The following is a 15,461-nucleotide window of genomic DNA, read 5'->3' as shown; positions in this document are numbered from 1 at the left end:
ATCGACAATAAATTTCTTAACATTCCCATTACATTTCATACACATATATGAAACAATTCTCTATTAGTATTTTGTAAGATACAGCTTGTTTTCGGGGGAGGTTCTTTGAGATGAGAATGAGGTGGGACGGCAAATCCATAATGACCATGGCGACGATATTTGCACTTATTGCTATCCTGCACCTGTTAACCACCTCCCTGCTGAATAGAGCAACGACTAATGAATCGATCAAAGAACACTTATTCCAGCTGGAGCATACCGCCGAACGGATAAGTGCCTCGCTATCTTCATCGACACATATAGACCCTTCTCATCAACTTACAGAAGCAGCCCGTCATGGATTTCTTCCTGATCACCTGATCGTGCTCGCTGCAGATGGAAAGGAACTGTACCGTTCAGACAATGCAGCACTCTCCCTGTCTATCCCTACATTCCAGCCTGGCCAAAATATAGCCCAAATGAATAACCAATACTATTTTTATACGGACACAATAAATGGATTGAAATGGATAAGTACCGTTGGTAATAAGGCAATACAAGGTTTATCCCTCTTTTTCAATGTGATCTTAGCCATTTTGTACTTTTTACTCGCTGTATGCATCTCAGGGCTGTTCCTGTTCTATACTCAAATTCGTAATCCGATCAAAGCGATCGGACAAGCAGTAGCTATTCATATGCCAATGAACAGGGATTCCCGGCTTCAACTCCATTCTGCTGCACTTGAAGTGACCCGCCTGCTAGAAGAACGCGACCATTATATGAAATGGAAAGCCAAGATCATGCCTTCCATCATCACCTTAGATCATATCAATGAAATCAAGCAGCTAAATCCTGATTTGGAAAGAGCCGGAGTCCATCCCTCTACCAGCAGCACTATTATGGTTGTGTATAACGTCCTCACGGATATAGAGGCAGAACCAAATGACAGAGACCGAATATGTAATGCTTCATACAGCGATACCGTGCACCATTTGATCCTTACGATGCGCCAATTCGCCGAAGCATGCGGTCCTTCTACCCATACGTTTCAGATCGAACCGATGCACATTATCTCGATATTCTATAACATAGATCGGGATGTCCTCATTGCCAATCTAGAAAAACAAATTCCTGCATGGGAGCAAGAGCTGCGTCATGACGGGAAACTGCAAATCGGTGTCAGTGAGCTGTATCCTGAACCGTTCCAGCTCAGCGAGATCTACGAGCAGACCCTGCACCGGATTGAGCATGCCTCCAGATCTCCGTTGGTTCGGTTGATTCAGTTGATCACCGAAACGGTCGAAGGCCCGTCAACCGATCTAATTCTGTCAGAGCAGCATTCAACGGTTCCTGTTCAAGCCTCAGATAAGGTAGACGAGCTGGGCGAACCAACGGTTGAAATTAAAGACACGCTTGCCGTATATGTGCTTGATATTATTCAGCAGAAGTATCACCAGGACCTGTCACTTAACTATCTGTCTGATCTGCTCAATATGTCGAGTACTTATTTATCAACCTATATCAAAGAAAAAACCGGCAGTACCTTCAGCGAGCATCTGCATCGTGTCCGAGTGGAAAAAGCACAGGAGCTGTTAATAACGACCGACATGACGATCAACCGGATTGCCGCTCAGGTGGGATATGTCAATTTCTCTTCCTTCAATCGAATGTTCAAGAAAGAAACCGGCATGACACCTGGACAATACCGCAAACAAGAGATTATATATATTCATAAAAGCATTTGAAGCAAATTCATAACTTAATAAAGGCAAGATAAGGTAATCTGAAGTGGGATCGTTTATGAAAATATTACCTAAGCCTAATTCGACATAAGGCGACAAAATTCTCGACTCTGAGAAGGTATGATGTATACGAGAATGTTAATTTCTGATTTATATGAAAAACCGATGAAGAACCCCTAAGCAATAACGAACTTAGAATAATGGACATCAACTGGAGGGCTTAGCGATGGTAGAACAAATGATGAAGGATGCTTTTGAAAAAAGATCACAGGATATGGTAGAGATCTGCGAGAAGGAACACAATAACCTTTATATGCTCTTCCGCGAGAATTTGGAAGCGATTAAAAATCAAACCCCCGATCAATTGGACAACAGCATCGGATTACTAGAGGATCTCTTCTTGCAGAGCAACACCCGTGTAATGAAGACCGCATATAAAATCGGATTCAAAGATGCTCAAGCGATAAATAAAGAGTTCATTAACTTTCAAGGATAATCCTATCCCCTAAGTGAAGAACGGACTTCACTACGGCCCATATTCCTGCATTGGAGTTTGGGCTGTTTTGTTATGTCATGCTTGATTCTATATTTCATTTCTTTATACCTCATTGTATATTTATACACTATTAATTATAATAATTCATTATACACATGAAAGGATTAGGACATGAATAATAAATATATTGAAGAGCTCTCTCTGAATCATTGGCCGTCCTTATCCACCCTTCTCTACGACGGCTGGCTGCTGCGCTTTGCGAACGGCTTCACGAAGCGGGCAAACTCCATTCATCCCCTATATCATTCAACGGGTGAAACACTCCACAAAATCACAGAATGCGAGAAGATATATTCAGCTAATGGTCTCCCTGCTGTTTTTAAAATCACACCCTTTATTCATCCTGAGGATCTGGATTCCGCATTAGATCAAGCCGGTTATTCCGTGGTTGATGCAACAAGTGTTCAAACCGTAGATCTGGCGCATATCCGTAAGCCTCGGCTAACTTCAGTCCAAATCTATGAACGTCCCCACGATGAATGGTTAAACAATTACTATAAGCTGAATCAGGTAAAGGCAGCAGATCGGATCACCATGGAACGCATGTTATCCAACATTAAAACCCGAACAGGATTCATATCCTTATATGACGATGAACAAGTGGTTGCCTGCGGACTTGGCGTGGTGGAGAGAGAATATATCGGGCTGTATGATATTGTGACGGATGCCAGATATCGCAATCGCGGCTTCGGTGAACAGATGATATTAAATCTTCTGAGTTGGGGTAAGGAGCATGGAGCCCGGTTCAGCTATTTGGCAGTTGTTGCGAACAATGCACCTGCACTGAGACTTTATTCTAAGATCGGTTATACGGAGAATTATAAGTATTGGTACCGGGTAAAAGCTTTGATCCCATCCTGACTGAAGACTAAAAGGCATGAACCGAAAAGGAGCATCGATCCATGCCTTACATATTTCATATTCGTAGTGGTCTGACTATAAAGACTAAGTCCGTTCTTCCGTAAGGTAAGTCTTAACTGACGGAGCCCTGTAGGCTGCGAACTGCTGGAGAATACCTTCCGGGGTATGGTCAGTAAGAACCATCGAGCGATATTTCGGCTGCATGAATTGCTCACGCTCCATCACATCAAACATAGATACCAGCGAATTGAAATATCCATTGATATTCAGCAACCCGCATGGCTTTTGGTGTAAACCAAGCTGTCCCCAAGTAAATATTTCAAAATATTCCTCCATCGTTCCGGGTCCACCCGGAAGAGCAATAAATCCGTCCGCCAATTCAGCCATCTTGGCTTTACGCTCATGCATGGAATCTACCATAATGAGCTCGGTTAATCCCTTATGTGCAATTTCACGAGCTTGCAGAAAATGAGGCAGTACACCAATTACCCGTCCGCCATGTTCCAAGACCGCATCAGCAACGGCTCCCATCAGACCTACATTAGAACCGCCGTAAATCAGAGTGATCTGTTGCTCGGCCAACACCTTACCCAGCTGTGCAGCACTTTCTTTGTATATCGAAGAGCTTCCTTCACTGGAGCCGCAGAATACAGCGATTGATTTCATTACCCCACTCTCCATTCCTATTATTAAGTTACGTAACGAGCTTGAAGCTTCTCTTCATGTGCTTCTAGCTCAGCAAACATTTCCTTAAAATTTTATCATACCCGCGATCCCCAATCCATGCACGATCACCATTTGCGTCTGAAAAACCATGCCAAAAACCTAGAGCTCTCTCTTAGGAGGTGTACTCTAGGTTTTTATTATTTTGCGATATCAAATTAATGCGCTGTATATCCTCCGTCCACAAGAAGGGTCGTACCATTAACGAAGCTGGCGTCTTCACTAGCCAGGAACAATACAGCCTTGGCAACCTCTTCCGGTCTTCCAAGTCTGCCCTGCGGATGAAGTGAGGCCAAATATTGTTTCGTCTTCGCATCCACTTCTTTTAGCAGAGGAGTTTCAATGTATCCGGGACATACAGCATTAATGCGAATACCCTCCTTGGCATATGCGGTACATAAATTTTGAGTTAACAGCTTAACTCCGCCTTTGGCAGAAGAATAGGCTGTTGGATTAGGTAGAGACACAAAGCTGTGAATAGATCCTGCGTTCACGATCGCTCCACCCCCGCCTTGTTTAAGAAACTGCTCAATTGCATATTTATCGGATAAGAAGACGCCTGATAAGTTAATATCAATGGTACGCTTCCATTTCTCGTAAGACAGCTCATGAGCAGGCGCATCGTCTGCCACACCGGCGTTGGCATACATAATATCCAGCCTGCCATACTTCTCCACCGTTTGGTTGATCATGTTCTGAATGTCTTCTTCCTTCGTTACATCCGTCTTCACGAAGAGCGTATCATACCCACTCGCATTCAATTCAGCAGACAATTCCCCGCCTCGCTCCGAGAAGTCTGCGATGACCACTTTCGCACCTTCTTCTACAAAAAGACGCACGGTCGCTTCACCAATTCCACTCGCACCACCTGTAATAATCGCTGCTTTATCCTTCAGCTTCATCATTGTCTCTCCATTCCATACTAGAATATGATGCTTTTCCGATCCATACAACAAAGCGCCTGCTTCCATTAGGAGAACGAGGCGCGAAATCTTCATGGCTCATCTTTATTATTGTTGCCTTAACTCTTGGAAAATTAACATCCCAGGAGATATTATTCCGGAATGTTTCCGCCAAGTACACGCCCGCCGGAATCCCCTGACGGATCAGTCATGTGATCATCTTCTCCTGCATGAATAATGAGGGAGCGTCCGAGTACAGAATGGGCATCCTCTTTTTCAAGCGTAGCCTCCGGCAGCAGCATCTCTGCTTCTACCATACCATCCTGTCCTACTTCAAGATTGTGCATATCTCCAACATGACTTCCTTCTGGATGCTCCAGGCCATGATGCTTGTCTGTTGGGTTAAAATGTCCGCCTGCCGTCTCAAAATCTGTTCCCTGTACGGGATTCTCATGTACATGGAATCCATGCTTTCCTGGCGTAAGCCCTGTTGCGGTCACATTTACGATGACTCCCTCATCCGTCTGCTCTAATGTGGCAAAGCCTGCCTCTTCTCCCTCCGCATTAAATAACGGAACGGCTGGCACGCCTAATGATATCGAATGAGACTCCTCGTCCCAATATACTGGCTGATTGACAAGCTCAGATACCATCCGAACGGGTACATAGGTTGTGTCGTTATGAAGGATGTACTCCGGTGCAGCTGTTCCTGCATTATCGTACTCTCCATTTGCAGAGGATTTGTCCTCTCCATTAACGTATACACTTAGCTTCGCTGCCGACTGCTTCAGGCTGTCCAAGGTAAGATCTGGACTTGCTGCGGCCAGAGAAAATCCCGAAAACAATACAGCTCCGGCTAGAAATGCCCCTGCCATATGCTTGGTTTCGTACTTTCTTTTTTTCATTTCAGCGCCTCCTGTCCCTGTAGTCTCACCACCCCTTACCCTTATTTTCCAGTTATTAAACTGTTCATCTATGAGCTGACATTACTCATCCGCACGAAAAAAAGACACCCGAGGGATACCCTCGAATGTCTTATGGTGATGGGATGGCTAACATCTCACATATTTGCGTTTGAAGCCAAGCTGATTCTTGTCCACCGCTTTTTGAATATTATCGGCTGCGAGCAAGATCGCCGGCTTCTTATTGTCCCGTTTCATTTCAACAGGGCCTATGGCCTGTGCAGTGAGGACTGCCTTATCGTGAAGCGCGACATAGGACACAGCCGTTGTGTAAACAAAATTGTTCATCGAGGACTTGGTCCGCTCAGGAGATTCGTGAATCGTCTCTTTCACCATGTCCAGCATGCGGGCAATCTTGCTCTCCTCAAACTGAACGTCTGGGCGACTGCCGAGCAGCCAGCAATAGCAGCTCCATCCTGCTGACATTCTCAGCTCATCTCCACTTGCGATCCACTTATCAGCCACCTCTTGTGCAATATCGGTCTCAGCGAGGGTGACTGCAACGACGTAATCAGACAGCATGTAAAAATAAGCTCCATCGATCCAGCGCTCAAAGTCCGCTTCTGTCATCGATTTTGCATCTGCAATGATGCCCGCAAAGTACATCGCGTCATAGTTTCCTGTCGCATACAGCTGCTCAGCCAAAGGCTGATCGATCTTGATCTTCTTCGCCATGGGCTTCATCGCGCCTGTCGCCACACCAAACAATGGTTCATGGGCGCCATTGGACATGTACATCTTCTTGAGCCTTTCCTTGCCGAGAGCTTCAAGCTCCTGCATGACAGATTCAAAATTCATCGTTTACACTGCCTTCCTGTTCATCTTACTCTATCAAATTCTCCGTAGCCAGGGTAAATCCTTCGATAACGGCATCTTCGTCAACTTCAATGAGGATGCATCTTTTTCCGCGATAACTCACCTGTTTCAAATACTTTAGATCCTGCGGGCTCACTGAAATGGTAGCTACCTTCGTATCAATCTTAATGGATTTCGAGGTGAATTTCGGCATGACACTGCTCGCTTTAAGCTCATAATTTTTATCGTCAACGACCGTTTCGAACGCCAGCTCTACCTTTTCTGCTGTCACATTCTCCACACCGCTCGAAGTCAACATCCGTTCCACATCTTTATAATCCAGCCTTGGCGGCTCTTCCTGATCGCTTGTCTCAATGACCTGATGAATCTCCTCATAGACATGAGCAATCGTGGCGGCATCGAGCTGTTCTCCTGCGACTTCCTTCACGATATCCTCAAAGATCGTACGTTCCTCTTGTGCCGTCACCGTTCTCTCCGCCTTCAAGACTTCCTCGATGAATTGGTAGTTTGGTTCGTTTGCTCTCCCTGAGGAATAGAGGACACGGTTCACGTCTGAATAATTATCGGTCACGCTTGGATAGAAAAAGCCTTGCTCCGGCGTGTTCAATTTGATGATGGGATCAACGAAGACATTATACTTATATTCCCGCTCGACATAATCAAACATGAGTGTTTTCTTTTGCTGCTCTGTGGAGTTCACACTGCATAAAATAAATGAATTCGCAAAGACCTCATTCTTCTCGCTCTCTTCGACCTCTTCATTTCTTTCCTTCGTCGGTCGATAGTACTGCCCCCGAACAAAAGTAATCACTGTATCTTGCTTATAATGGGTATCGGCCATCATTCTCTCCACGAGCAGGATCATCAGATCCGTCCATTCATCCGGATCCCCGGTCACCAGCGCTTGATGAAGGAGCTCACGTGTTGGTTCCTCCGCTTCCTCCTGGAACTTTAACTCGAACAGCTTCTGATCCAGTTCACCGGTCAGCAGCTTCTTGAAGTTAGCCATGTGCAGCTCCTGCTTCTCCCGATCCAGCATCTCAAACGGCTGACGCTCGTAATGGTAGATTTCATTGCTTTCCTTCATAATATACACATTAAGAATTTCGTATAGCTTCAGCATTTCGTGGTCCATTTTAAACTGCTTGCGTATGTGTGCGAGTTCTTTTTTTATCATAATTGATCAGACATCTCCTATAATAGATTACCCCTGCCAAAATAAACGTTACAGAAGCCCTTCATCCAGAAGGGCTCCTCACTTGATATATCTAAATACGTTTGTTGTTCAACTAACTTATCATACCATAATACCTTGTATAGGGGGCCCGTAATCATCGTATCGTTCTAGTCACCAACAGCCACTGATTACGGCAAAATATTCATCAGGGAAGTCCTACTCTTGCTCGGCTTCATCATGCTGCTTGCTTGCAAAATCATCGAGCAAAGCACGCGCTTCATTCGTTGACCTGGTGTTCATTAAGTTATTTCTTAGTTCACTTGCCCCGCGAAATCCACGAACATAAATCTTAAAGAAACGAGGAAGGGGCTTGAACGAACGGGGTTCCATAGCAGAATACTGATCATGGAGATCCAGATGCAGCCGCAACAGGTTAAGCAGCTCCTCACTGCTATGCTCTCTTGGTTCCTTCTCAAAGGCAAATGGATTGTGGAAAATACCACGTCCGATCATAATACCATCCACCCCATATTGCTCAGCAAGCTTCAGACCAGTCTGACGGTCAGGAATATCTCCGTTAATTGTCAGAAGCGTATCCGGTGCCACTTCATCACGAAGCTTTTTAATCTCTGGAATGAGCTCCCAGTGGGCGTCTACTTTGCTCATTTCCTCTCTTGTCCGCAGATGAATGGATAGATTAACAATGTCTTGCTTCAGGATGTGAGTCAGCCAATCACGCCATTCGTCAACCTTACTGAAACCGAGCCTTGTTTTTACAGATACGGGCAGTCCCCCGGCTTTGGCCGCCTGAATGATGTCAGCTGCAATTTCGGGACGGCAGATCAGTCCGCTCCCCTTCCCATTCTCGGCTACATTCGCTACAGGACAACCCATATTAATATCGATCCCCTTAAAGCCTTCTTGCGCCATACCGATACTCATTTGACGGAAATATTCCGGTTTATCTCCCCAAATATGGGCTACAATCGGCTGTTCATCCTCTGTAAAAGTAAGCCGCCCACGCACACTGTGGTTCCCTTCCGGGTGACAATAGCTCTCGGTGTTCGCAAACTCTGTAAAAAATACATCCGGTCTTGCCGCTTCACTTACGACATGGCGGAAAACAACATCCGTCACATCCTCCATCGGTGCCAGAATAAAAAAAGGACGTGGCAAATCACGCCAAAAATTCGTTGTCATATCTAAAACCTCTCTATAGTAACAGGACAAATCTTTATCCCTATATTAAAAAGCAAGCTGTTCGTGCTTCTTCTACACTTATAGCATGTTTGAGCACTTTTTATCAAACGATCGCATCCATTGATTTTACAGTAAATGTTTAACAAATCAAATGATCAGGTCCTGGAAGTTCCACAGCAGAATAATCGCAGACCTCTGATCACAAGAAAAAGACTGCCTGCAATTACCTCGCCGACAGTCTGAATGGGATCTTCGCTTCCCTCTTTGCTTAATATTATTTCAAATATTAATTCGCCCAATATTGCTCCGCTATACGCTGACCTTGCTTAATCTTCGCCCATTGCTCATCTTCAGTCAATTCATTTCCTCCATCGCAGGACGCAAATCCGCATTGGTGAGATAAGAGCAGTCTGTCCTTATCAATAATTTTGGACGCTTCATCCAGCATTCTCAAGACACGCTCTTCATCATCGAGCGTATTCGTCTTGGAGGACAACAGGCCAAGTACAATCTCCGTATTCGGCTTATCTTGGAACACCGCAAGCGCCTCAAGGGAGCCAGCACGCTCATCATCCCACTCCAGGAAGAAACGGTCGTATTTGAGCTGCTTCAAGAACAGATTCGCAATCTTAGCATAGGAGCCGCCGCCCATATTACGGGAGTCATAGTTACCACGGCAGTTATGCGTCCACATTTTGAGGCCCAGGCTATGACCGAAGTCAATAACCGTGTTGTTAATATCAATGAATTCAGCAGCGAGAGCCTGCACTTCCTCTTGATTGATGTTCTCGCCCGTGTATGGGGAGTTCGGGTTATCATCAGCGAAGAGCTCCCACAAGCAATCGTCGAATTGCAGAATTTTACCGCCCGCCGCAGCAAACTCCTCAACAAATTCCTTATAAGCCTTAACCAATCCGTTCTTAAGCTCCTGTCTGTCTTTATACACGGATTCAGTACCGCCAATGTTATCCGACCAGGACAGCTCACCAAAGATATGAGATGGAGAGGGTACGCACAGCTTCGTTTCTCGATCGCCAGCCTGCGCTTGAAGCTTCTTATAAATATCAATAAAATGATGGTTCTTAGCGCTCAGTTCACCCGTAATGCGGAGTCCAATATCTCTGCGTGTCTCATATTTCGAAGATCCATCGGTATCTCTGAAGAAATACCCGTGATCTGCGATGTAACGTTTGATGCCTTGGAAGCCCCAGACGAAATCCAGATGCCACATCGATTTGGAGTATTCTCCATCCGTAATAACAGAAATATTGTTAGCAATCTCCTTATCGACTACAGCTTGAATCGCTGCGGACTCAGACTGCTCATATCCCTCGAAGTCTTGGTAAAAGGGATACGTTATATCATCGCGATGCTCGATTTGATGCTTATATTCTAATAAGTCCTTCGGACGAAGCAAACTGCCTACGATTTGAAATCTATTGCACATGATAAAAGTCCCCCTCTAGATCGCCTATGTCGTTTTTGATTCCTTTGATTCTAGCATGGAGGTTTACATCCTGTATAAGACTTAAAAGCAATATCTAGTTATAGCTAAAAGCTATAGCGAACTCAGAAATTTATCTTTTGGTTATTATGGAGGGAAGAGCTGCTCCGATTCGTCAGCTTCTGTCTAATCCTTTTCGTTCTCGATAGATGAGTCTTCTCATTAAAGCATCGATAGGGCCGTTCCACCCCCGTTTTTCCAGCCAGACTGCAAGACAGACACCCGAGAACCAGATCAACACTGCAATAACAAACACCCCCGCACTATCCAGCACACCTCCTAGTCCCAGAGCGACTGGGGATAGCAAGAGGACAAGCAGCGCTTCCTGGTAGATGTAAAATGTAAGCGATCGTCGGCCTACGGATGCAAGTGCCTGCGTTATCCTAGGAGCAGTGCCGCGGGCTGATATGCTGAACAGCGCAATAAGAGCGGTATATCCTAACCCTCCTGCAACACCCGTCATGATGTGAACGATTACAAACCAGCTGATTAGTCCAGATTCCGGATGCCACATGTTCGCGCCAGTCAGAGCGTAAGGAAGTGCCCCGATCAGCGATATACTGATTCCTCCGATGGTGATTCGTTTCAACTGGGTACGGAAGCGCTCAGGATGATCCAGCCACCGTTTGTGGGCAGACCAAACTCCTATGGTGATGATGAACAGCATCGGATAGAGCAGCAGATTGATCCATATCATCACGGGAAAAGCAATGAAGTGCTCCGAGACGAGAAGCAGATAAGTATGGGAAGGCGTGTATCCCATGCCCAGCTCTTCCCCCGTCAATATCGGATATACCGTTACCCAGGCAATCGGAATGATAACCATATACACTAGACCGATCACGATTATAGCCGTGCGTTGTATCCGCTTCGGCTTAAACAGCAGCCATCCTAGAATAAGACCAGATATGCCATACGCGGCAAGGATATCCGCTCCTCCAATAAAGACAAGATGTATAAATCCAAAAACAATGAGCAGCCACGAACGACGTCGTAACAAGCGCTTCACTTCTGTTACAGGTACACCCTTATCCTGTTGGCGTGCTGCCATAGCAGCCAATCCGTAACCAAACAATGCGGCAAACATCGGATATGCACGGTTATCCACGAACAGCAATCCAACGAAATTGACGAGGTCATCCAGCCAATGCTCTCCGAGTGGACGAGTCAGCGTAAATGGCTTCGCCATAAATAAAAATACGGGGGCATGAGCAATCACGATCAGCAGCAGCATAAATCCTCGGCCTAAATCTGGAGCAAGCGATCTCAATCCGTCAAACACCTCACTTTTGGAGTGTATAATTATTGATTGACTTGATCAGTCAATAATTATACTAAGATGTATTCCAATAATTGTCAATCGAATTTTCTGAAGGAACAAAAAGACCCTTCCGCTTTCCTCTCGGATCGCAGAAGGGCTTCGTTCGTTTATAATCAGGTTATGTAGCAAATATTGTTATTTTTGAATCACTCTGAGCAGCATACGTATATTCCAGTCCAAATTTTGATGAAGCCAATTCACATCGTCAGCAATCAGTCCAGACAATATGGTCAAATAAAGATTAGCCAGCATCTCAGGATCTTCTTTAATCATCTCTTCACGATTCTGTCCTTCAATAACGATAGGTACTAATAACGATACATATTTCTCACTCGTCTGGCTGATCAGATTCTTTGTCTCTTCATCAAGATCAGGATGCTTCATACAGCTTTGGATCATACGAAATACATCATGACTTCCTGCGGAGATGGCTGAACGGGTAAAATGCGCTATTTTGTCCAGCGGATTCGCTGACGAAGCCCGGACCTCCTCGATCAATTGATCAGCACCTTCCATTGCCCAGAGGAGGCTATGTGTAAGCAGTTCTTCTTTAGACTCGAAATAATGATACATCAGACCGTGACTTAGATCAGCAGCCTTAGCGATCATGCTCATCTTCGTGCCCTCTACCCCGTACTCCGCAAAAACCCTCAGCGCGGCATTCAGGATTTGAATCCTGCGCGCTTCCCGAATATGCTTGGATTGCTCTTCCTTGTAACGTGCCATGATTGGGACCTCTTTTTTTGAATTATGATCCAGTATAGCATATATTACAGGCAGGTTAATCTGGCAGTGATAAAAAAACAGCCAAGTGTTATTGAACTGCACCCCATTTGTTAGACACGGCTAACAATGGGGATCCTGTCCATATCATTGGCTGCTCTTCGTGTTACGAAGCTGACTAGCTATCTTTCTTTTCTTATAACGTACTGCGCCGCAGCTCATAAAAATACTGAACTATAGGATGCTTTAACTTGATCTTCTCGGCCATGTTTAAGATTCGTTTCTTGCCAAGACGCCGATCCACTAAGGCTAGTACATTCAATAAGATATCATTACTCTCCAGGCTGTCTTCAATAGAAGTAGATAAGAACTTATTCGCTGTAACGACAAAATTGGATTTACTTAATGAGGTCTGTGCTGACAATAGCTCTTTCGCAAGCACCGTGATTTTTCTGCTTCGTGCAATGACGACGAGACGATCCTCCGGGACGGTTCCTTTGGTATCTGTTCTTACTCCTTCAATTTCTTCATTGCTGATTGGAATTTGCACTTCTGGGTCACTCTTTATTTCCTGCTCTGTTTGATACCATCGGATGGAGCTGGTTGTATCACTCATATTGAAGACATTCTTTTTATCTACAGCGATATAGCAATCTCCAGATTTATTAGATGAATAACGGTAGCTGGTCGCACGGTACTCCACTCTTCCAACTAACGCAGGTGAGAGGAAACTTTCCAGCTGCTGCTTCAATTTACTCCAGGACATGTCCATGTTCCTCCTATATTCTCTTAACAAAAGCATCCCATCAATAGGCGGCCTTGATTCTGCTCTTAGGCTTCAATCATACCGTAATGTGATGAAGTCTTCAAAGCATCAAATAACCCGTACATGAACTACTCCTGGAGGGTTCTTTTTTCAATGAATCTATTTATTCAAACAAATCCGGTAAGATGTTATAAATATACTGGTTCACCCAATACCAAGCATGCGTGCCGCCGTCAGCTGCGATAAAGTAGAAATTCCCCTTTTCCTTATCCGAGGAATAGATGAAGGTATCGGTTAACTGCTTCATGGCATCGATCTGAGGCTTCAAGTTTGGATACGCCGTATCTGCACTGCCTGTAGCGCTGAATACGTAGAAATCCTTCGGTCCATATCCAGCATCTGTCGCAGCCTTCGCCAAATATTCTGCCGTTTCCATGGGTTTAATGCCCCCGCCTCTCTGTTCCACGACCCAGCTGTCACCACTTAAAGGCATGAAATATTTGAAATAATCAAGCGCATGCACAAAAGTATTCCAGGTCGTCACAGAACCCATGGAGAATCCACCGAATGCCCGGTGCGCTCTGGAAGCTTTTAAATCATCCAAACTGGCTGATTCCGAATAGGTATTATACTCGGTCTCCACCAAAGGAAGCACAATGTTAATCAATTCCTCGTGGAATGTAGCCGTGTCATTGGTCCCGCCATAGAAGGAAGGTGTCACTACAATAAGAGGCTCAATATCTCCTTTGGCAATCATGTTATCGATAATAATCTTCAGCTCTTTCGTCTGGCCAGGTCCTCCAAAGATCGTATCTACATTCTCCCCGCCGCCGTGCATTAAATATAGGACGTTATATTTCTTCGTTGTATTCGCAGGATCGTAACCATGAGGAAGGTATACATTCACTCGCTTGTCGTCTGTGCCGTTCTCTACATTAGGTGCTTTGTACGTTAAACTTTGAATCGTTCCCGGTTCTTCACTCTGCATCCGATATTCATCTGGAACTCTTTCGAAATATTTCTCGTTTGCCGCTTCTTCTGTCATTTCCAATTTACTGATTGCATGCTTGAGAGCAGCATACTGATCATCGATTTGATCTTGATTTAGCTTACTGTTGTCTAGAACATTTTCTGAAACGACCTTCATTATGGCATCTTGTACGACACTAGCATTTCTATATCGTTTAAAATCCATCTCTATCGTGCTCTTCACCAAATTCAGGAGGTCATACGGATTCACACCGCTGATATCCTCCTTGGTCTTGCCAGTAAGCAAAACTTCTCCAAACCTTCCTGTATCATTCCATGCGTTGCCTGATGAATCAAAGACATTGATGCTGCCGATTCGTTCGGATCCTTTAGCATCATTCACTTGCAGTTCAATGCCCATCACGGTTCCATTTTCCGGTTTCGATCGGAGTGCAATTCTTGTTTCGACTATATATCCGCCTTCCACCTTTTTCGCAGAAGAATAAATCTGCTCGCGATTGCCATTATCAATAGACTGAAAATTTTCATAATTCACCCGATAGTGCAAATCGTCCATACCATACTCTTGTGTCTTATTGTTGTACTCATCAAGGAATACCTCTACGGAATCCTGCATATAATGTGTTTCCGATTGTACCGATAAATCTTTGTCCTTCACTTCAGCAAGAATATACAGCGCATGATCATCCCATAACGCCTTAAACTCGGCAGAAGTGTCGAGATTGTCTGATACATGTTTTGGCGTAATCGCTTGCGCTCTGCTCCATACTTTATCCATATTGCTGCCGTCAATAACAGGCGATCCGAAATAAGCTACCATTCTTCCGTTAGAATCGAATCCATTCTCGTCAACAGTGACCTTTCCCGGTTCTGGAGATGGTTTCTTGGATGCGTTATTCACCACAATCTTGGTTTGTAGAACCGTCGTTTTCCCATTATTAGTAATTAAGCAAGTAATCGTTGCCGAACCAGGTGAGAGTGCTGTAACAACTCCGTTTTGATCGACGGATGCCACAGCACTACGGTCACTGCTCCATTGATAACTTGCACCTGATTGTTTGTCCCCCATCTTCACAGTATAGGTTTCTCCAACATACATCACTTTATGGCCCTCCTTTTGAGTTAGAGCTGCAGAAACATCCGACCACGAACCGAAACCACTTGTAAATACGACAGGCAGAACAGCCATTGTCACCAAAACAGGCTTTAATAACATTCTTGCTCTTGTCATCTGAATAT

14 protein-coding genes are annotated in these 15,461 nt (G+C 44.8%); 3 read left to right on the top strand and 11 right to left on the bottom strand.

All coding sequences use genetic code 11. From position 1 onward, the window contains the following. Positions 1-110 precede the first annotated feature (110 nt). The 3 genes from ACFSVM_RS00515 to ACFSVM_RS00505 all read left to right on the top strand — a co-directional run bounded on the left by ACFSVM_RS00515 (position 111) and on the right by ACFSVM_RS00505 (position 3,138). Positions 111-1,724: a helix-turn-helix domain-containing protein gene (locus ACFSVM_RS00515; RefSeq protein WP_379259813.1), complete on the top strand. Its 1,614-nt coding sequence runs from the start codon at positions 111-113 to the stop codon at positions 1,722-1,724. Positions 1,725-1,947: 223 nt separating this feature from the next. After that, the gene (locus ACFSVM_RS00510; RefSeq protein WP_090726541.1) at positions 1,948-2,217 is read left to right on the top strand and encodes a hypothetical protein; all 270 of its coding nucleotides are present in this window, start codon (positions 1,948-1,950) and stop codon (positions 2,215-2,217) included. 171 nt (positions 2,218-2,388) lie between these two features. Continuing rightward, the gene (locus ACFSVM_RS00505) at positions 2,389-3,138 is read left to right on the top strand and encodes a GNAT family N-acetyltransferase (protein ID WP_379259810.1); all 750 of its coding nucleotides are present in this window, start codon (positions 2,389-2,391) and stop codon (positions 3,136-3,138) included. 84 nt (positions 3,139-3,222) lie between these two features. Here the strand turns inward: ACFSVM_RS00505 and ACFSVM_RS00500 are convergent, their stop codons facing one another. The 11 genes from ACFSVM_RS00500 to ACFSVM_RS00450 all read right to left on the bottom strand — a co-directional run bounded on the left by ACFSVM_RS00500 (position 3,223) and on the right by ACFSVM_RS00450 (position 15,453). Continuing rightward, positions 3,223-3,804 carry an LOG family protein gene (locus ACFSVM_RS00500; protein ID WP_076312409.1) on the bottom strand — a complete coding sequence of 194 codons (582 nt, stop codon included), beginning with the start codon at positions 3,802-3,804 and terminating at the stop codon, positions 3,223-3,225. A gap of 215 nt (positions 3,805-4,019) precedes the next feature. Further along, complete coding sequence (locus ACFSVM_RS00495) at positions 4,020-4,763, bottom strand: SDR family NAD(P)-dependent oxidoreductase (RefSeq protein ID WP_379262813.1); 744 nt, start codon at positions 4,761-4,763, stop codon at positions 4,020-4,022. A 152-nt stretch (positions 4,764-4,915) separates the two neighbouring features. Then, a complete protein-coding gene (locus tag ACFSVM_RS00490; protein ID WP_090726538.1) occupies positions 4,916-5,668 on the bottom strand; it encodes a superoxide dismutase family protein in 753 nt (250 codons plus the stop codon). 147 nt (positions 5,669-5,815) lie between these two features. Continuing rightward, positions 5,816-6,523, bottom strand: a complete 708-nt coding sequence (locus ACFSVM_RS00485) for a DNA alkylation repair protein (RefSeq protein ID WP_076312413.1) — start codon at positions 6,521-6,523, stop codon at positions 5,816-5,818. 25 nt (positions 6,524-6,548) lie between these two features. Then, complete coding sequence (locus tag ACFSVM_RS00480) at positions 6,549-7,718, bottom strand: DUF4317 domain-containing protein (RefSeq protein WP_379259806.1); 1,170 nt, start codon at positions 7,716-7,718, stop codon at positions 6,549-6,551. 216 nt (positions 7,719-7,934) lie between these two features. Then, the gene (locus ACFSVM_RS00475; protein WP_379259804.1) at positions 7,935-8,918 is read right to left on the bottom strand and encodes a tRNA dihydrouridine synthase; all 984 of its coding nucleotides are present in this window, start codon (positions 8,916-8,918) and stop codon (positions 7,935-7,937) included. A gap of 286 nt (positions 8,919-9,204) precedes the next feature. Next, entirely contained in the window at positions 9,205-10,365 is a 1,161-nt protein-coding gene (locus ACFSVM_RS00470; protein ID WP_076312416.1) for a cobalamin-independent methionine synthase II family protein, read from the bottom strand. 172 nt (positions 10,366-10,537) lie between these two features. After that, positions 10,538-11,692 carry a DUF418 domain-containing protein gene (locus tag ACFSVM_RS00465; RefSeq protein WP_379259801.1) on the bottom strand — a complete coding sequence of 385 codons (1,155 nt, stop codon included), beginning with the start codon at positions 11,690-11,692 and terminating at the stop codon, positions 10,538-10,540. A gap of 186 nt (positions 11,693-11,878) precedes the next feature. Continuing rightward, a complete protein-coding gene (locus ACFSVM_RS00460) occupies positions 11,879-12,469 on the bottom strand; it encodes a TetR/AcrR family transcriptional regulator (protein WP_076312418.1) in 591 nt (196 codons plus the stop codon). A gap of 193 nt (positions 12,470-12,662) precedes the next feature. Continuing rightward, positions 12,663-13,232 carry an SF0329 family protein gene (locus tag ACFSVM_RS00455; protein ID WP_076312419.1) on the bottom strand — a complete coding sequence of 190 codons (570 nt, stop codon included), beginning with the start codon at positions 13,230-13,232 and terminating at the stop codon, positions 12,663-12,665. A gap of 163 nt (positions 13,233-13,395) precedes the next feature. Beyond that, positions 13,396-15,453 carry a sugar-binding protein gene (locus tag ACFSVM_RS00450; RefSeq protein WP_379259798.1) on the bottom strand — a complete coding sequence of 686 codons (2,058 nt, stop codon included), beginning with the start codon at positions 15,451-15,453 and terminating at the stop codon, positions 13,396-13,398. Positions 15,454-15,461: the final 8 nt, after the last annotated feature.

The organism is Paenibacillus shunpengii, from assembly GCF_042684905.1.
Classification (GTDB): Bacteria; Bacillota; Bacilli; order Paenibacillales; family Paenibacillaceae; genus Paenibacillus; species Paenibacillus shunpengii.
The sequence above is the reverse complement of the archived record's forward strand: the minus strand, read 5'-3'. Positions and strand labels throughout refer to the sequence as shown.